This window comes from Streptomyces sp. NBC_01463, assembly GCA_036227345.1.
Taxonomy (GTDB): domain Bacteria; phylum Actinomycetota; class Actinomycetes; order Streptomycetales; family Streptomycetaceae; genus Streptomyces.
In genome coordinates this window covers 1,509,676-1,527,482 of sequence record CP109468.1, presented here as the reverse complement: position 1 = coordinate 1,527,482, position 17,807 = coordinate 1,509,676, and the positions used below count along the sequence as shown (strand labels likewise).

Sequence of the window (17,807 nt, the reverse complement as noted above, 5' to 3'; positions counted from 1 at the left end):
GCTGTCTCCCCGGTCCGGGGGCATGACAGAGTCGGCGCATGGCGCATGAACGTATTCCTTTGCGGTTGGTACCCGATCCGCAGCCGGACGAGCCGGCCGGGCGGGGCGTCGGTGTGCTGGGCGCCGTCGAGGTGCTGCCCGGACTGGTGCGTGCCGCGCTGCTCACCCGCGCCGGAGCCGTCCGTGAGCGGACGCAGGCCCGCTTCGACGCGGGCAGCGCCGACCCGGCCGCCGTCGACGCGGCGCTGCGGGAGGCGGCCGCGGTGTTCGCCGGCCAGGACCTGCTCGGCGTCGGTGTGGCCGCGGCCGGTGTGGTGGACCCGGTGGCGGGCCGGATCATCGAGGTGAACGACGCCCCGGCGCTGCGCGGCTACCCGGTCGCCGACCGGCTCGCGGAGCTGGCCGGTGCGCCCGTGCGGATCGAGCACCGGGCCCGGGTGCAGGTGCTCGGCGACCGCTGGTTCGGCGCGGGACGCGGCCGTCGCTCGTTCGCCTCCGTCGCGACCGGTGAGGTGCTCGGCGTCGGCATCCTGTACGAGGGTGAGGTGCTGGCCCCGGCTGGTGGCCGCAGCGGCGCCCATATGACGGTCACCGCGAGCGGCGAGCTCTGCACCTGCGGCCGGCGCGGCTGCTGGAAGACCGTGGCGACGACCCGCTGGCTGCGCGAGCGCGCCGCCGAACAGGGCTTCGCCCCCGAGGCGGCGACGCTCGCGGCCCTGACGGCTGCAGGCACCCCGGCCGCCGCCGGTCTCGTCGCGCGGTACGCGGAGAACCTGGTGCTCGGCCTGGCCACCGTCCAGCAGCTCTTCGCGTGCGGACTGTTCGTGCTGCACGGTGAGGCACTGGACGGCGGTGAGCCGTTCCGGGCCCTGGTCGAGTCCCGGCTGCGCGCCGATGTGCTCGGCGGCGGCGAGGTCCCCACCGTGGTCCTCGGCGAGCCGGCGGACACCGGCGCGCTGCTGGGAGCGGCGGGCCTGGTCCTGTCGGGGCCCCGGCCCTAGGGCGTGTTTCGGGAGTCCCGTCTGCTCGGCGACGCCTGGCAGGCACGCTCGCACCGCGCTCATGCCGGGACGCTCCCCAGGATCCGGCGGCCGGGGTCCGGCACCGGCACGGCGTCCAGCAGCCGCCGGGTGTACGGGTCCTCGGGCGCGGTGAACACCTGGTCGGCGGTGCCCGACTCGACGATGCGGCCCTGGCGCATCACGGCCACCCGGTCGGCGATCCGGCGGACGACGGCCAGGTTGTGCGAGATGAAGAAGTAGGTCAGGCCGAGCCGGTCCTGGAGCTCTGCGAGCAGGTCGAGGACGCGGGCCTGCACGGACACGTCGAGCGCGCTCGTCGGCTCGTCGAGCACGACCAGCCGCGGCTCCAGGGCCAGGGCCCGTGCGATGGAGATGCGCTGGCGCTGCCCGCCGGAGAACTCGTGCGGATACCGGTCCAGGATGCTCTCGTCCAGACCGACGGAGTCCAGCAGTTCGCCGGCCCGCTCCCGCACCTTCGCCCGGCCGCGCCGCCCGCGCGCCCACTCCTCGTGGGTGACGAGCGGCTCCCCGACGATGTCGGCGATCCGCAGCCGTGGGTTCATGCTGGAGTAAGGGTCCTGGAGCACGACCTGCATCTGCCGGCGCAGCGGCCGCAGTTCGGCGCCCTTCAGGGCCAGCAGGTCGGTGCCGTCGAACCGGACGCTGCCCGCGGTGGGTTCGAGCAGCCGCAGCAGCAGCCGGGTCAGTGTGGTCTTGCCGCAGCCGGACTCGCCGACCAGGGCGAAGGTCTCGCCCTCCATCACGGACAGGGAGACGTCGTCGACGGCGACGCTCGGCGGGCGGCCGGGGAACTCCTTGCGCAGGCCGTCGATCTCCAGCAGCGGTTTCGTGGTCATGCGACGGGCTCCAGTCGGGGAGTGGCGGCCAGCAGATCGCGGGTGTACGGGGCTGCGGGGCGGGTGAAGACCTGCTCGACACCGCCGGTCTCGACGACCTCGCCGTGCCGCATGACGACGACCCGGTCGGCGGTCTCGGCGACGACGCCCAGGTCGTGGGTGATCAGCAGGACGGCCATGCCGTGGCGTCGCTGGAGGCCCACCAGGAGCTCCAGGATCTGCCGCTGCACGGTCACGTCCAGGGCCGTGGTGGGTTCGTCGGCGATCAGGACGCGGGGCCGGGCCACGAGCGCGGAGGCGATCATGACGCGCTGGCGCAGGCCGCCGGACAGCTCGTGCGGGTACTGGCCGTAGCGCCGTTCCGGGTCGGGGATGCCGACCTCGTCCAGTGCGGTCAGCGCCGCCCGGCGGGCCTCGGCGCGGGAGTGGCCGCCGTGCAGCCGAAGCACCTCGGACACCTGGTCGCCCACCCGCTGCAAGGGGTCGAGGCTGGTCATCGGGTCCTGGAAGACCATGGAGATCTGCCCCCCGCGGACCTTGCGCAACTCCTTCTCGCGCAGGGCGAGTACGTCGCCGCCGTCGAGCAGTACCTGCCCGCCGGCGTACACGCACGGAGGCTCGGGGTTGAGGCGCAGCGCGGACAGCGCGGTGGCCGACTTGCCGCTGCCGGACTCGCCGACGACGGCGAGGGTCTCGCCGGCGTGCACCGCGAAGCTCACCCCGCGCACCGCGTGCACGGTCGAGGCGGCGAGGGCGAAGTCGACGCGCAGGTCCCGGAATTCGAGGACGGGTACGGACGGAGGGGTCTGTGCGGAGTCGGTCATCGGCGGTACGCCTTCGGGTCCGCGACGTCGCGCAGCGCGTCGCCCAGGATGTTGATGGACAGCGAGGTGAGCATGAGCGCGATGCCGGGGAAGACGGCGATCCACCAGGACGTGCCGAGGTAGAGCTGCCCGTCGGAGAGCATGCCGCCCCAGGTCACCGTCTCCTTCGGGACGCCGAGGCCCAGATAGCTCAGGGACGCCTCGGCGACGATGGCCGACGCGATGTGCAGGGTGCCGATCGTGGCCAGCGGGGCCATCACGTTGGGCAGCAGGTGCCTGCGCATGATCGCCATGTCGCCGACGCCGATCGCTCGGGCCTCGGTGATGAAGTCGCGGGTGCGCAGCGACAGCACCTCGGAGCGCACCACTCGGGCGTACGACACCCAGCCGGTGATGCCGATCACGAGGATGACGTAGCCGAGTCCCGAGCCGACGAAGCCGACGACGGCGAGCGCCAGCAGGATCGCGGGAAAGGCGAGCTGGACGTCCGCGACCCGCATGACGACGCGGTCGGTCCAGCCGCCGAGGTACCCGGAGGCCAGGCCCGCGATCGTCCCGATGACCCCGGCGAGCAGGGCCGCCCCGGCGCCGACGAGCAGCGAGACCCGGGTGCCGTAGACCACCCGGGAGAGCAGGTCGCGGCCGAGCTGGTCGGTGCCCAGGAGGTGGTCCGCACTGCCGCCGGACTGCCAGGCGGGGGGCTGGAGCCGGCCGAGGAGGTTCTGGGCGGCCGGGTCGGCGGGAGCGATCAGGGGCGCGAACAGGGCGCACACGATGATCAGCAGGAGGAAGAGGAGTGCGATCGCGGCCAGCCGGTTGCGCAGCAGCGAGCGCAGCACGGACGGCTGGGACGGTGCGGGGGCGGTTGCGGCGGTGGCCGCGGGGGCGGTGGTGATGGTCATCGGGAGTTCCTCACCCTCGGGTCGAGGAGGCCGTAGGACAGGTCCACGAGCAGGTTCACCGCGACGAACGTGGCGGCGAACAGCAGCACGGTGCCCTGTACCAGGGGGAAGTCGCGGTTGGCGATGGCCTGCACGGTCAGCTGGCCGACGCCCGGCCAGGAGAAGACCTGCTCGGTGAGGATCGCGCCGCCGAGCAGGCTGCCGACCTCCAGACCGACGACCGTCACCACGGGCAGCGACGCGTTGCGCAGGCCGTGCCGCAGCACCGTGCGCACCGGGCCGAGACCGCGGGCGCGGGCCGTGCGGATGTGGTCGGAGCCGAGCACATCGATCAATGAGGACCGCAGCAGCCGCGCGACGACGGCGACCGAGTAGACGGCCAGTGTGATCGACGGCAGGACGAGGTGGGCGAACGTGCCGTAACCGGAGGCCGGGAGCGCGTGCAGACCCACGGCGAACACCAGGATGAGCAGGATGCCCACCCAGAAGGCGGGCGTCGACTGGCCGATCAGCACGGCGGTGATGACACCGCGGTCCGCGGCCTTGCCGCGGCGCATCGCCGCGATCGTGCCCGCGGGCAGCGCGATCACCAGCGTCACCACGAGGGCGCCGGCCGCGAGCAGCAGGGTGGCCGGGATGCGGTCGGCGAGGACCGAGCGGACCGGCTGGTTGTAGAAGAGGGAGTTGCCGAAGTCGAAGCGCGGCAGGCCCCACAGGTAGTCCAGGTACTGCGTGACGAGCGGCCGGTCCAGGCCGAGGCTGTGCCGGAGCACCGTCTCCTGCTGGGCGGTGGCGTCCGGCGGCAGCATCACCTTCACCGGGTCGCCGGACAGGCGGACCAGGAAGAATGCGACGGTCGCCGTGCACAGCAGGACCAGCAGCGCGGTGCCCAGCCGCGCGGCGGCGGGCCGCAGCACGGTCCAGGCACGGCCGGGACCGGTGACGGAGGTGGCGGGCGCGGCGGGGGCGGTCAGGGTCCGGCTCATCACAGGGCCACCTTCGCGCTCGCCATGTCCAGCACTCCTGCCGCGCCGGGTGTCCAGCTCGGCCGGGTGTTGTGCACGTAGATGTTGTCGATCTGGTAGAGGGGCACGAACGGCGCCTCGTCCTTGATCAGTTGCTGGAGCTCGGAGAAGGCGCGGCGGCGCACGGCCGGGTCCACCGACAGCTCCTCGCGGTCCACGAGCTGGTCGGCGCGCTTGTGGTGCCAGCGGCTCTGCCGCCGGTCGCTGCGCACGTTCGACTGGAGCATGCTCTCGCCGTCCATGGTCCAGACGGTGGACGCGGCCAGGTACATCGGGCCGAGCGCACCGTGGTTGGAAGAGGTCAGGCGCTGGGAGTACGTGCCCGGGTCGAGCAGGTTCACCTTGGCGCGGATACCGGCCCGGGCCAGCAGGCCCGAGATCGCCTCGGCGACGTTCGCGTCCAGGTTGGACGCGGTGATCGACGTGGTGATGCCGTCGGGATGTCCGGCGTCGGCAAGGAGCGCGCGGGCCTTGGCGAGCGAACGCTGATACGGCTTCACGGAGGCGTCGAATCCGAAGGCGCCGCGCGGGATCATCGCCGGGACCTCGGTGGCGTTGCCGCCGAGCACCGCCTTGATGAGCAGTGGCACGTCGACGGCGTGGTTGAGCGCCTGCCGTACCCGCCGGTCGCGCAACGGCCCTTCGGTCAGGGTGTCGAGGGACAGGTACGAGGTGCGGATACCGGTGTGGTGGTCGATCCGCACGCCCGGGTATCCGGCCAGCTGCTCGGCGGCGTCCGGGGTCATGCCCGCCACGATGTCGACACCGCCGCTCTGCAAAGCGGCCAGCGCGGACGAGGAGTTGGGGGCGGGCACGAAGACGAGCTCGTCGACGTGCGGGCGGCCCTGCCAGTGGTGGTCGTAGGCGGCGAGGCGCAGTTCGTGGTCGCGCTGCCAGCGCCGGAACGTGAACGGGCCGGTGCCCACCGGGTGCGCGGCGAAGCCCTCGTCCCCGACCTTCGCCAGATAGCGCGGAGGCACCACCACGCCGCCGAACAGGGACAGTTTCGCGGGCAGGATCGGGTCGTGCACCGAGGTGCGGACGTCCACCGTGTACCGGTCGACGACGCTGACCGACTCGACGTAACGCAGCTCCACGATGGGCGACTTGGTGGCGGGGTCGAGCAGCCGCTCGATGCTGAACCGGACCGCCTCGGCATCGCACGGCTCGCCGTTGTGGAAGGTGACGCCGCGGCGCAGTTCGAACCGCCACACCTTCGGCTCGACGGCCTTCCAGGACAGGGCGATCCGCGGCTGGAGGGAGTTGTCGCGGCCCCGCGTGGTGAGCGTGTCGAACATGTTGATCAGGGCGTTCATCGACGTCATGTCGCCCTGTTTGTGCGGGTCCATCGTCTTGGGATCCCCGGTCTGGGAGACCCGCAGTACGTTGCCGGCGGAGGCCGCCGACGGGGCTCCGCACCCGGTCAGCAGGGCCGGGGCGGCGAGGGCGGGCACCGCGAGGCCACCCAGGCGCAGGGCCGAACGGCGGGAGTACCCGACGCGCGGGCCGCCTCCCCCTTCACATATTCGTTCCATTGGACAACACGCTCGTTCCGGTGAATGGAATGCAGTTCGGGTAAGGTAGGCCACATGGGGAAACCGGTCAACAGTCGTTCGCAGAAGCAGGCCTCCGCCGCAGCGCCCATCGGCGCCTCCGGAGGCCCGGGAGGGGACGCCGCGCCGCCCGTTCCCGGACCGGTCGACAAGGCGATGGAGGTCCTGGCGGCTCTCGCCGGGGCGGGTGCGCCGCACCGCCTCGCCGACCTCGCCCGCCGGACGGGCCTCGCCAAGCCCACCGTGCACCGGCTGCTGCGCTCGCTCGCCGCGACGGGGTACGCGGAAGCGGCGTCGGGCGGCAGCTACCGGCCGGGTCCCCGGCTCCTCGGGCTCGCCGCGGGCGCGCTCGCCGACGATGCCGCGATGCGCAGGGTCGGCCCGGTCCTGGACGAACTCCGCGTACGCACCGGCCTGTTCGCCTCGTACGCGGTGCGCGACGACCGCACCGTCATCCACCTGGACGTCCGCGCGCCCGCCCAGGGCCTCGGGCTCGACCTGGCCCCCGGCTTCCATGAACCGGTGACCGCGGGCGCGGCGGGCCTCGCCCTGCTGGCCGCCCTGCCGCCCGAGGAGAGCGAGCCGCTGTCGGCAGGACCCGACGGCACACCCGCCGATGACGCGACGCGCGCGGCCCTGACCGCCGCGGCCCGTGACGGCTACGCCTTCGACGGCACGGACGCCTGGCTCGACCGGCGCGCGCTCGCCGCCCCGGTGCGCGACGCGACGGGCCGCGCGGTCGGCGCCGTCGTGCTGACCGGCCTCGCCTTCACGCTCGACGAGGCCGCGGCACAGCTGTACGGACCGATGGTGCGCTCCGCCGCGGCCGCGGTGTCGGCGAGCCTGGCCGCGCAGCCCGGCGCCCGGCTCGGACTGGTCGCCGGCGACGGCGCCCCATGGGGCACAGGCGGAGCCGAGGCGGCCGGGGCGGGGGAGGCGCGATGAGCGCCGAAAGCCCGCGGACAACCTCCGCCGCCGCCCGTCGCCGCCTGCTGGAGGACGGCCGGGCGTCCGGCCTCTACTCGGGCGCCGCCTGGTCGCTGGGCGACGCGGCAGGACCGTACGACCGAGGCTGGACCGGCACCCGCGCACTCGAAGGGCCGGCGCTGGACGGCCACGACCTGTGGGACCTCGCGTCCGTGACGAAGCCGATCGTCGGTCTGGTCGTCATGGCACTCGTCGACCGGGGCGTCCTCGGTCTCGACGACACGGTGGCCCACCACCTGCCCCGCTACTCGGACAGTCCGCACGCCGCCCGCACGGTCGCCCAGCTCCTCGACCACACCGCGGGCCTGCCCGGCGGCGTCCCGCTCTACCGGGACCACCCCACGCGCGCGTCACTGCTCCGGGCGCTCGGCCCGCTGCCGCGCAACGCCGAGCCCGGCACACGAGTGACGTACTCCTCCCAGGGGTTCATGCTGCTCGGCCTCATCGCCGAACAGGCCGCGGGCCAGGGCCTGGAGCAGCTGATGGCCGACCTCGTCGGCGCGCCCCTCGGCCTGACCGGCACCGGTTTCCGCCCCGGACCGGCCGACCGGAGCCGCGCGGTGGCCACCGAGGATTGCCCGTGGCGCGGCCGGACCGTCGTCGGCGAGGTGCACGACGAGAACGCCGTGGTCCTCGGCGGAGTCGCCGGGCACGCCGGCCTCTTCTCCACCCTCACCGACCTGGAGCTCCTGGCCCGCTGCCTGCTCGACGGGGGCGCACCGCTCCTGGAGCCGGACACCCTCACCCTGATGACGACACCCCGCACGGACCACCTCAACCTGCGCCGGACACTGGCCTGGCAGGGACAGGACCCGGTCGGCTCACCGGTGGGCGACACCTTCGGCCCGGCCTCGTACGGCCACACGGGCTTCACCGGCACCAGCCTGTGGATCGACCCCGAGGCCGGCCGCTACGCGATCCTGCTCACCAACCGGGTCCACCCCAGCCGCGAGGAGCGCGGATTCGTGGCGCTGCGGCGGGAGTTCCACACGATCGGAGGGTGACGGACGGATTCCTCTCCTGCGGATGAGGCGGCCCCCTGCGCCGGGGGCCGCCTCATCCACCGTGGGCTACTGCTACTGCTACTGCTACTGCTGCTGAGCCGGCCAGTCCGCGAACCGGGCGCCGCCGACACGGGCGCCGGGGCCGGGGAGGCGTGGAGACGGAACCACGGGTGCCCGGCCGGTCCGGGTGGCTCCGTCAGCCGAACTGGCCGGGCTGGTAGCTCCCGGCGGGCTGCTGGTTGATCACGTTGATGCGGTTGTAGGCGTTGATGACGGCGATCAGCGAAATCAGCGCGACGAGCTGGTCCTCGTCATAGTGCTTGGCGGCGTTCGCCCAGGCCTCAGCCGTGACGCCACCAGAGGCATCGGCGATCCTGGTGCCCTGCTCCGCCAGCTCCAGGGCCGCACGCTCGGCCTCGGTGAAGACGGTGGCCTCCCGCCAGGCGGCGACCATGTTGAGGCGCGCCGGTGTCTCCCCGGCGGCGGTGGCGTCCTTGGTGTGCATGTCGGTGCAGAAGCCGCAGCCGTTGATCTGGCTGGCGCGGATCTTCACCAGTTCCTGGGTCACGGACGGCAGGCCCGAATCCGAAACGATCTTGCCCGCCGAGTTGATGTGCTTCAGCACCTTGCCCGCGAGGGGATTCCCGAAGTAGTCGAGACGCGATTCCATGGTCTTCTCCTGGCCGAGTTGCAGATACGCACTACTGACAGCGCGGGCCGCGGAAATGTGACAGGGGCCCGCGGCCGGTGCCGCGCATGCCGTCGTCGTCGCCGTCGGAGAGGGAGCCGGCCGACGCCGGCCTGTGGTTCCCGCCGTGACCGGAGGCGGCTGTGTCCCGGTCGGGAGCGAGCCAGGGTGACGGCCCTCATGACACGTGTCCGTGCGGCACGTGTCCGGACACGTCAAGCGGTCAAGGAGGCGGCGTAGGGCGCCAGCTTGGCGGGGTTCATCACCCACATGATCCGGTCGATCCCCTCTGCCGACACATCGAGGGAGAGCAGGGCCACGGGCTCCCCGCCGACCGAGACGAGAGCGGCCTGCTGCCCGTTGGCCTCGACCCACCGCACCTGCGCCGGGGGCCAGAAGCGCGGCGCGAAGGCGACCAGGTACCTGGAGACGTGGGGGAGTCCGACGACCGGGATCCTGGAGGCGCCTCGTATTCCGCCGCCGTCGGAGATGCTGACGACATCAGCCGTGAGCACGTCTTCCAGCGCCGCCAGATCGCCCGTCTGCGCGGCGTTGAGGAACACGGTCAGGAGCCGTCGGTGCTTGGCCGGGCTGACGCGGTCCCGGCGCTCGGCGGCCAGGTGCTTGCGCGCACGGCTGACCAGTTGGCGGGTGTTGGCCTCACTCGTCTCCAGGATGTCCGCGACCTGCTTGTACGGGTAGTCGAAGGCCAGCCGCAGGACGTAGGCGGCCCGCTCCGGCGGGTTCAGCTTCTCCATCAGCAGGAGCAGGGCCAGTTCGAGCGCCTCTGCCCGCTCGGCGCCCAGATACGGGTCGGCCAGGGTGCTGACCGGTTCGGGGAGCCACGGACCTGCGTACGACTCCCGCCGCACCCGGGCGGACTGGGCGACGTTGATGGCCAGACGTGTCGTGACCGTGGTCAGGAAGGCCGCCGGTTCATGGACGTCGGCGCGGTCCGCCTTCTGCCACCGCAGCCAGGCTTCCTGGACGATGTCCTCGGCCTCGGTGACGCTGCCGAGCATGCGGTACGCGATACCGAAGAGCCGCGGGCGTACCGAGAGGAAGTCCTTCGTCGCCCGCTCGAGGGAGTTGGCATCGGCGCCGTCGTGCATGGTCGTCCTTCCGGCCGCGTCCGCCTGATGCTACAAGTCCGCCCGCGGAAGGTACGGCCTCGACCGGCCGACCGGACGCAACCATTCAAGGGCGGGGGATCCGGTCGCGAGCGAGGAACCTGCGGGTGACGGCGCCCCGGATGAGCGTACGAACGTGTTGTGCCGTACTGCCGACGCCATGCAAGCGGACGACCGGACTCCGGCGTCCGTGCGGGGCGATTCTCGTCCCATCAGCGGGAACCCGGCGGTCGTGCGGTGAAAGCGGAATGTTTCTCGAACATTGAATGATCATGAATGCGCACATTTTTAGTTGAAGATACCAACTAATCGGGTCTTAACCTTCACAACTCCGGGGAACGTTTAGGGGTCCGCCCGCGTGATGCGGGTCCTGGGCGACCTTGACCTCCTGGATTCCGTGCGGCAGGGTATCCCGGGGTCGGAACGCACATTGGAGTTGTGTGTTCCCGTACCCGCACTGCTGAAATGCCCGCAGAACTGCTGCTTTTGATCGCCATGTGACGTCAAGGGAGCTTTGGTGAGTTCAGTGCACGACGAAACCGCGATGGATAAGAAGCAGTCGCTTGCGGGCATGCTGGCACGTGCACGTGCCAAGATCACTGAAGGACCCCGGCCGCGCCAGGACCGGAACAATATTCCGCTCTCGCATTCGCAGAATACCCTGTGGTTCGTCGACCGGTTACGGACCGGGATGTCGACCTATAACGTCGCATTCCTGTTCCGGCTGGAGGGTGATCTCGATGTCGAGGCCCTCACCGGGGCACTCACCAGTATCGTCATGCGCCACGAGGCGCTGCGGACCTATGTGCTCGTGGAGAACGACGAGTACTTCCAGGGCATCGTGGATTCCCCCGAGATCGTCATCGAGAGGACGACCGCGGAATCCGAGAGCGAAGCCGGCCGGCTCATGGACGAACTCGCCGCGACCGCGCTCGACCTGACGGAGTTTCCGCTGTGGCGGGCCACTCTGGTCACCGTCGGTCCCGGCCTCCACTACTTCGGCTTCCTTGTGCACCACATCATCTTCGACGGTGTGTCGACGTCGATCTTCTTCGAGGAACTCGAGCGGGAGTACAACGCGCGGCGGATCGGCGCCCAGCCCAAGATCGAGCCCCCGACCGTTCAGTTCGCCGACTTCAGCGTGTGGCAGCGCAAGCGCATGAGCGCGGGGGCCTGGCAGGAGAGCGTGGACTACTGGGCGGGCGCACTCCGAGGCGTAGATGTCATGGACATACCAGGTGACCGGCCTCTCCCGCCCGAGACAACGTACGCCGGCTCCGCGGAGGTGGACACCTGGCAGGGTCTGGCGGCGCAGGTGAACGATCTCGCCTCGTCCCTGTCGACCACGCCGATCACCGTCTATGCGACGGCGATGGAATGCCTCTACAACAGATACTCCGGATCCGAGGACGTCATCTTCGGAATGCCGACGGCCAACCGTACCGAAGCCGAATGTGAGAGAACCATCGGCTTCTTCATCAACATGCTGCCATTACGCTGCCGGATCGACCCCAACGCGACGTTCCGGGAATGCCTGTCGGACGTACAGCGGCGCTTCCGTGAGGCACAGTCCCACGGGCAGCTCCCGCTCGAAGAGGTCATAGCGGGAGCCGGCGTCAAACGTGAGTCATCGCGCTCCACCTTGTTCCAGTACACGCTGACGATGAACGAGTGGGCCGAACCGCTCAGGCTCGACGGACTTACCGCGACCGAGAACGAGCCCGACACCACGCACGCGAAGTTCTTCCAGTCCTGGACGGTCACGCAGCACGGTGCGGATCTGGAGATCCATACCGCGTACAACACCGATATCTTCGACGCGGCGACGATCGCCACCATGCAGCGCGTATTCGTCGGAATACTGCGCAGGGCCGTTTCCCTGCCGGATATCAGTATCAAACAGTCGTGGGCCCATGACGAGGAATCCCGTGCGGTGCAGGCGGTTGTCGGAAAGGGCCGCGTGGCGCCGTCGCCCACCGGAAACGTCTTCACGCATTTCTGTGCCGTCGCGGACGAGCACGCCGAGCGCCCGGCCGTGAGCACCCCCGACGCGACGTTGACCTACGGTGCCCTGCGGCGCCGGGCGGAGGCGCTCCGTGCCCACTTCGCCTCGCTCGGCATCGGTGCCGGCGACCGGGTGGGCGTCGCGCTCGAACCGTCCCCCGACTTCCCCGCGACCGTGCTGGCACTGATGGCCCTGGGCGCCGCGTACGTCCCGATCGACGCGATGAACCCGCCGGGCCGCATCGAGTCGATCGTCGGCAACGCCGGGCTGCGGAGCGTGGTCTGCGACGCGACGACGGCCGGTGTCGCCCCCGCGCTGGAGTTCCGGCTGCCCCCGGACCTCCCGGACGCGGCGCCCGCGCCCGCGGAGAGCCCCGGCAAGGACGCCGTCGCCTATCTGATGCACACCTCGGGAAGCACCGGCACACCCAAGGGTGTGCTCATCACCCACGACAACATCCTGGGGTTCATCCGCAACGTACGCACACTCTTCGAGCTCACTCCGGAGGATCGTTTCCTCGGCTATGCCTCGTGCGGGTTCGACGTGTCGGTCTTCGAGATGTTCGGCGCCCTGCTGACGGGTGCGTCGCTCCACTTCGTACCGTCCGCGACACGCCTCGACATGGCGGGCGTCCAGCGGTTCCTGGAGGAGCACCGCGTCACGGTGACCGACCTGCCGCCGTCGGTCATGAAGCTGCTCGATCCCGCCCCGCTCAGTGACCTGCGCATCGTGTTCGTCGGCGGCGAGGCCTTCTCGCACGAACTCGTACGGGCCTGGGGCAAGGGCCGCCGCATCTTCAACGGATACGGCGTCACCGAGTGCACCGTCACCAGCATCGTCGAAGAGCTGAAGGAACCGCTGTCGCCCGCCGCCCTGCCCATGGGCGGACCGATGGACAACCACGTGGCGTACGTGCTGGACGCACAGAACCGGCCCGTGCCCCAGGGCGTCATCGGGCAGCTGGCCATCGGCGGGGTCGGGCTCGCCGCGGGGTACTGGAACCGTGACGAGGACAACCGGCAGCGTTTCATCCCCGACCCGGTGGGCGACGACCCGTCGGCGCGGCTCTACCTGACCGGCGACCTGGCACGGCACAACGGTGACGGCCGGCTGGTGTACGTCGGACGGGCCGACAAACAGGTCAAGATCAACGGTGTGCGCATCGAGATCGGTGAGATCGAGAGTGCCATCCGCGCCGCCCGCGGAGTGCGCAACGTGTTCGTGCAGGTCCAGCAGGACGAGGACCACAAACGTGTGGTCGCCTACTGCGCGACCGGCGGAGCGCCCGACGTCTCCGAATCGGCGCTGCGTGACCACTGCCGCAGGCACCTGGTGTCCACGATGGTGCCCAGCAGGTTCGTCCTGCTGGACGAACTCCCCATCAACGGGAGCGGCAAGATCGACGAACGCGCGCTGCCGGGGGTCGGAGCCGCCGCGGAGCCGGAGCCGACGGACCGGCTCACCGATGTCGAACGCAAGATGATGACCCAGGCCTTCGGCGCGATCCTCGGCAGGACCGACTTCGCGAAGAACGTCAGCTTCTTCGACCTGGGCGGTACGAGCCTCCAGGCCGCCCAGCTGGTGTCCAAGATCAAGAAGATCTTCGCGACCGACATCTCGCTGGCGGCGTTCTTCGCGGACTCCAGCGTGCAGAGCCTGGCCCTGGAGGTCGAACGCTCCAGGCTGGCCAGTCTGTCCCCCGATGAACTCCAGCAGGCCATCGATCAGATGACAGAAGAGGACGTCACCCGGCTGCTGTCCGAGTGAGTACCCCAGGACATGGATCGCGACGGCAGCAGGGAACGTGTGATGCAACGTGAAGGCGAGCGCCTGAACGCCTATCTCCGTACGAGGTCGGCGACGGCGGAATCATCCTCTCTCATCGAACTGAGCCGCTCGGCGGCCTCCGGCCGGGTGCTCCTGTTCGCCCACCCGGTGGGCGGCAGCCTGCTGGCCTACCAGCCCCTGGTCCGCAGACTCGGCGACCACCGGTGCTTCGGCATCGAGGCGTCGTCGCGGACGCTCGCCGACGGCGGGCCCGCCGAGTCGGTGCAGGAGCTTGCCCGGCGCTATGTCGAGAGCCTGGGCGAGGACTGCCCCGAGGTCGACGTGGTCTGCGGCTGGTCCTTCGGCGGCGCACTCACCTGGGAGATCGCCTGCCTGCTCGCGGCACGCGGGAACCGCCCGAAGGTGGTGCTCCTCGACTCCACCTGGGCGACCGGGAAGGTCCCGGAGTGGACGCCCGCCGAAGCGGTGCAGGGCTTCCTGCACGACGCGTTGAGGCTCAGCGGGCGCGACGACGAGGTCACGGCGGACACGAGCGACGAAGCCGCCGCGGTGCTCGACATGGACCCGGAGACGTTCGCCGAACGGCTGGAGATCTTCGCGCACAACCGGCGGCTGGTCGGCCGGTGGCGGCCCACACCGGGGGACCTCGACGTCGTCTCCGTACGGGCCGTGGAGTCCCTCATCTCCGACTGGCACACGGCGACCACGGGCGACGTCCGCCTCCACGATCTGCCCGGTGACCACTACAGCCTGCTCGGCGACGCCGACAACGTCGCCGTGATCGAGCAGATCATCAGGGACGAGCGACCCGTCACCGCCCCGGGCGAGCCGGAACGGCGCGCCGAGGAACGGGAGTTCGACGCGTCAGATCTACACGCGTCATTGGCGAAACTCGTGGACACCCCGCGCTGGCGTGATCTCGTGATCCGCGCCAGGCGGATGGACCCGGAAGCCATCTCCGAGGCCTACCGTGAGCTCGGCCGGCGCGGACTGCTCACGCCCGACTGGCCCCGGGAGTCCGGCGGCGGGGGCATGCCGACGCGCGTTGCCATCGAGCTGTTCGAGGGCTTCTGCGCGACCGGACTGCCGGACCTCGTCCACGCGCTCACCGTGCAGATCGTCGGCAACTTCGTCCTCAAGTCCGGTTCGGACCGGCTGAAGCGCGAACTGCTCCCGCGCATCAGCAGGGGCGAGGAGTTCTCCACCGTCCTCTACAGCGAGCCGCGCGCCGGCAGCGACCTCGCCGCGCTCCGCACCAGGGCCGAGCGGCGCGGCGACCGCTACGTCCTCAACGGCGTCAAGGTGTTCAGCATCTACAGTGACCTCGCGGGCTCCGCCCTGGTGGCCGCGCGCACCGGACAGGGCGGGAACAAGTACGACGGCATCACGCTCTTCGTCATCGACCTGGCGGCCGACGGCGTGAGCGTCGAGCTCGTCGAGACGGTGCAGCGCGAACGGATGTGCCGGGTACGCCTCCAGGACGTCGAGGCCGAGAGCTGGCGCCGGGTGGGCGAAGAGGGCCGCGGATGGGCCCTGCTGGACGGGGCCCTGGCCATCGAACGCACCGGCATCGACCACGTCGTCAGGGCGGCCCGGTGGCTGAACGCCCTGCGCGGGGCGACCGGACTGCCCCGGGACCTCGAACGGCTCGAAGGGCAGGTCGAATGCGCCACCACCCTGGCCCGCTCGGCGACCGAGGTCTTCCTGCGGGACGACGTCAGGGCGATCGACACCGCCGTCGCCAAGCTGTACACGAGCGAGACGTGCCAGCAGGTCGGGCACGAGGTGCTGCGCCGCTGGAGCTCGCTCGGCAGGGCATCCGGCACCGATGAGCTGGTCCACGAGGAGCTGTTCTCGGCGCTGACGGAGTCGCCCGGCCTCACCCTGTCCGCCGGTACCTCGGAGATGATGCTGTCCACCATCTCGGCGGATCTCAAGGAGGAGTTCTCCGGGCGCTGTCTGGGGATCCTGAACCGCTTCGGCGGCGAGGTGGCCGACACCGTCCTGGAGGTCCTGGAGCCCGTCGGCGCCGGCGTCAGGGTGGAGCCCCTGTTCGCCGATTCACCGGCCCGGCGCGCGGCCCTGGCGAAGACCCTGTCCGACCTCGGCTTCGACGGGATCGAGCGCCCCGAGGACGAGGGCGGTCTCGGTCTCGGCCTCACGCTCGGCTGCGCGATCAGCCTGAGCACGGGCTACCTCGGCTACGAGAACGCCTACCGGCCGTGCCGCCCGCCGGAATCCGGCGACACCTCCCACGGCTGCGGGGAACCCGCGTGCCGGCTGCGTCACGCGGCCTACGTGCTGGGACTCGGCATCGGGCTGTTCCGTTGTGCGTGGGAACACGCATGTGCCCGCGAGCAGTTCGGCCGGCAGCTGGTGGAGCTCGACGCGCTGATGTTCCCGCTGATCCGCGGCTACGCCGAGCTGAACGCCCTGAGTGTGCGGCTCCGGGAACTCGCGGACAACGTGGCGGACGTGGACGAGGCTGCCGTGCGGCGGTTCGAGCTCGTGGAACAGGACGCCATGGTGCGCGTCGTCCGCGGCGCGATGCAGGTGCTGGGTGCCCAGGGCATCACCGAATGGTCGGTCGCCTCGCGTTTCTACATGAAATGCGCGGAGAACATCGGCCTGCTCGACCGCGAAGGCACGGTGACGGACGGATAACCCGGACTGCGGTTCCGGCGGCAGCGCCGCCGACGATCCCGGCCCCCACCGGATCGTACGAGTGTTGTTCGAGTGTCGTGCATTCCCTGCGAAGGCGGTCTTTCGATGCGAGTTTCTCTCACGGGTCCTGAACCCTCGGACATGATGACGGCTGACCTCTACGAGGAGTCGCAGTACGCGACACGGAACATGCATTCCGTGTGGCGGGATCTGCGCAAGAGCGACGGACTCCAGCCGCAGCGGACCCCCGACGGCCAGGAATTCCTCGCGGCCCTGCGCTACTCCGACGTCCGCGAGATCCTGGGCGACCACAAGGCCTTCTCCTCCGCGTACAGCACCATGCTCACGGTGCGCGGGGACGGCGACGTGGCGGCGGGGGCGGCGATCCACCTCACGGACCCGCCGCTGCACGCCGGCATCAAACAGCACTTCACCCCGCTGATGACGGTGCAGGCGACGCAGCGCCTCCAGCAGGGCATCACGGACCGCATGGCCGAGCTGTTCGAGACGGTCCGCGGCCGTGAGACGTTCGACTTCTGCGAGGCCATGATCACCCTGCCCATGACGATCACCGGGCTGCTGATGGGCATTCCGCAGCAGGAGTGGGCCGTCACGGGCCGGGCGACGGTGCGTGCGATGGGCGGAGTGGACACGGACCGGTCGGAGTACCAGCGCCGGTTCGACCTCTTCGAGGCGCACACGACCATCATGTCCGTACTCGGAGGCGTCCTGGAGGACTCCCCGCCCGCCGACTCGGTGAGCGGCCGCTGCCCGGCCACGGCCCAGGTGGTGGGGGACACGGACCGGGACGTGCCGCTGCTGAACGCGTACGCGTTCCTCATGGGCGCCAATCCGACCGTGCCCCAGACGATCAACCAGACGCTGATCCTGCTGGCCGGCGACGACGAGCTGTGGTCCTGGTTCGCACGCCAGGAGGAGACGGACCAGAGGTTCATCGACGAGGCGCTCCGCTGGGCGAGTCCGGTCAACCATGTGCTGCGGCGCGCCACCGCGGACACCGTGATCGCCGGGACCGAGGTGCCGGAGGGGGCCCTGGTCTCCGCCTGGATCGGCTCGGCCAACCGGGACGAGGAGGTGTTCGCCGATCCGTTCCGGTTCATTCCGGACCGCTCCCCGAACCGCCATCTGGCATTCGGACTCGGCGTCCACCGGTGCATCGGACAGCACGTCGCCGCACTCGGCATGAGGATATTCTTCGATCTCTGGCGAAAGAACGTGCGATCCGTGTCTCTCGACGGTGATCCCCGGCATCTCATTTCGAACTTCCTGAACGGCGTAACCTGTCTGCCGCTGGCAGTGACCTGGAAGTAACCGGCCCCGGTGAAAAAGGTCGACGA

The 17,807-nt window shown here is 70.6% G+C and carries 13 protein-coding genes; 6 read left to right on the top strand and 7 right to left on the bottom strand.

What is annotated here, in order from left to right:
* Positions 1-38: 38 nt before the first annotated feature.
* Complete coding sequence (locus OG521_06590) at positions 39-1,001, top strand: ROK family protein (GenBank protein WUW20479.1); 963 nt, start codon at positions 39-41, stop codon at positions 999-1,001.
* 59 nt (positions 1,002-1,060) lie between these two features.
* Here OG521_06590 and OG521_06585 read toward each other — a convergent pair whose 3' ends face one another.
* The 5 genes from OG521_06585 to OG521_06565 are packed head-to-tail and all read right to left on the bottom strand — an operon-like array spanning position 1,061 to position 6,165.
* Complete coding sequence (locus tag OG521_06585) at positions 1,061-1,879, bottom strand: ATP-binding cassette domain-containing protein (protein WUW20478.1); 819 nt, start codon at positions 1,877-1,879, stop codon at positions 1,061-1,063.
* The gene (locus OG521_06580) at positions 1,876-2,703 is read right to left on the bottom strand and encodes an ABC transporter ATP-binding protein (GenBank protein ID WUW20477.1); all 828 of its coding nucleotides are present in this window, start codon (positions 2,701-2,703) and stop codon (positions 1,876-1,878) included. Before OG521_06580 ends, OG521_06585 begins: the two co-directional genes overlap by 4 nt.
* Positions 2,700-3,605, bottom strand: a complete 906-nt coding sequence (locus OG521_06575; GenBank protein ID WUW20476.1) for an ABC transporter permease — start codon at positions 3,603-3,605, stop codon at positions 2,700-2,702. Before OG521_06575 ends, OG521_06580 begins: the two co-directional genes overlap by 4 nt.
* Positions 3,602-4,591, bottom strand: coding sequence for an ABC transporter permease (locus OG521_06570; protein ID WUW20475.1), 990 nt, complete (start codon positions 4,589-4,591; stop codon positions 3,602-3,604). Before OG521_06570 ends, OG521_06575 begins: the two co-directional genes overlap by 4 nt.
* A complete protein-coding gene (locus tag OG521_06565; protein ID WUW20474.1) occupies positions 4,591-6,165 on the bottom strand; it encodes an ABC transporter substrate-binding protein in 1,575 nt (524 codons plus the stop codon). Before OG521_06565 ends, OG521_06570 begins: the two co-directional genes overlap by 1 nt.
* 54 nt (positions 6,166-6,219) lie before the next feature.
* Between OG521_06565 and OG521_06560 the strand changes: the two genes are divergently transcribed.
* Together OG521_06560 and OG521_06555 are read left to right on the top strand one after the other, a co-directional pair.
* Entirely contained in the window at positions 6,220-7,128 is a 909-nt protein-coding gene (locus OG521_06560; GenBank protein WUW20473.1) for a helix-turn-helix domain-containing protein, read from the top strand.
* Complete coding sequence (locus tag OG521_06555; protein WUW20472.1) at positions 7,125-8,174, top strand: beta-lactamase family protein; 1,050 nt, start codon at positions 7,125-7,127, stop codon at positions 8,172-8,174. Before OG521_06560 ends, OG521_06555 begins: the two co-directional genes overlap by 4 nt.
* Before the next feature lie 196 nt (positions 8,175-8,370).
* Here the strand turns inward: OG521_06555 and OG521_06550 are convergent, their stop codons facing one another.
* Positions 8,371-8,844 (bottom strand): carboxymuconolactone decarboxylase family protein, encoded by a 474-nt coding sequence (locus tag OG521_06550; protein ID WUW20471.1) that lies wholly within the window; start codon positions 8,842-8,844, stop codon positions 8,371-8,373.
* Between the two features lie 233 nt (positions 8,845-9,077).
* A complete protein-coding gene (locus OG521_06545) occupies positions 9,078-9,974 on the bottom strand; it encodes an RNA polymerase sigma-70 factor (GenBank protein WUW20470.1) in 897 nt (298 codons plus the stop codon).
* A 589-nt stretch (positions 9,975-10,563) separates the two neighbouring features.
* Between OG521_06545 and OG521_06540 the strand changes: the two genes are divergently transcribed.
* From OG521_06540 to OG521_06530, 3 genes are all read left to right on the top strand, one after another.
* Positions 10,564-13,764 carry an amino acid adenylation domain-containing protein gene (locus OG521_06540; protein ID WUW26589.1) on the top strand — a complete coding sequence of 1,067 codons (3,201 nt, stop codon included), beginning with the start codon at positions 10,564-10,566 and terminating at the stop codon, positions 13,762-13,764.
* A gap of 42 nt (positions 13,765-13,806) precedes the next feature.
* Positions 13,807-16,449, top strand: a complete 2,643-nt coding sequence (locus OG521_06535) for a thioesterase domain-containing protein (protein WUW20469.1) — start codon at positions 13,807-13,809, stop codon at positions 16,447-16,449.
* 141 nt (positions 16,450-16,590) lie between these two features.
* Positions 16,591-17,781: a cytochrome P450 gene (locus OG521_06530; GenBank protein WUW20468.1), complete on the top strand. Its 1,191-nt coding sequence runs from the start codon at positions 16,591-16,593 to the stop codon at positions 17,779-17,781.
* Positions 17,782-17,807: the final 26 nt, after the last annotated feature.

What these genes read in the sequence shown, in the direction of transcription:
- OG521_06590 (WUW20479.1), top strand. Translation starts at nt 39, where the DNA reads ATGGCGCATGAACGTATTCCTTTGCGGTTGGTACCCGATCCGCAGCCG.
- OG521_06585 (WUW20478.1), bottom strand. Translation starts at nt 1,879, where the DNA reads ATGACCACGAAACCGCTGCTGGAGATCGACGGCCTGCGCAAGGAGTTC.
- OG521_06580 (WUW20477.1), bottom strand. Translation starts at nt 2,703, where the DNA reads ATGACCGACTCCGCACAGACCCCTCCGTCCGTACCCGTCCTCGAATTC.
- OG521_06575 (WUW20476.1), bottom strand. Translation starts at nt 3,605, where the DNA reads ATGACCATCACCACCGCCCCCGCGGCCACCGCCGCAACCGCCCCCGCA.
- OG521_06570 (WUW20475.1), bottom strand. Translation starts at nt 4,591, where the DNA reads ATGAGCCGGACCCTGACCGCCCCCGCCGCGCCCGCCACCTCCGTCACC.
- OG521_06565 (WUW20474.1), bottom strand. Translation starts at nt 6,165, where the DNA reads ATGGAACGAATATGTGAAGGGGGAGGCGGCCCGCGCGTCGGGTACTCC.
- OG521_06560 (WUW20473.1), top strand. Translation starts at nt 6,220, where the DNA reads ATGGGGAAACCGGTCAACAGTCGTTCGCAGAAGCAGGCCTCCGCCGCA.
- OG521_06555 (WUW20472.1), top strand. Translation starts at nt 7,125, where the DNA reads ATGAGCGCCGAAAGCCCGCGGACAACCTCCGCCGCCGCCCGTCGCCGC.
- OG521_06550 (WUW20471.1), bottom strand. Translation starts at nt 8,844, where the DNA reads ATGGAATCGCGTCTCGACTACTTCGGGAATCCCCTCGCGGGCAAGGTG.
- OG521_06545 (WUW20470.1), bottom strand. Translation starts at nt 9,974, where the DNA reads ATGCACGACGGCGCCGATGCCAACTCCCTCGAGCGGGCGACGAAGGAC.
- OG521_06540 (WUW26589.1), top strand. Translation starts at nt 10,564, where the DNA reads ATGCTGGCACGTGCACGTGCCAAGATCACTGAAGGACCCCGGCCGCGC.
- OG521_06535 (WUW20469.1), top strand. Translation starts at nt 13,807, where the DNA reads ATGCAACGTGAAGGCGAGCGCCTGAACGCCTATCTCCGTACGAGGTCG.
- OG521_06530 (WUW20468.1), top strand. Translation starts at nt 16,591, where the DNA reads ATGATGACGGCTGACCTCTACGAGGAGTCGCAGTACGCGACACGGAAC.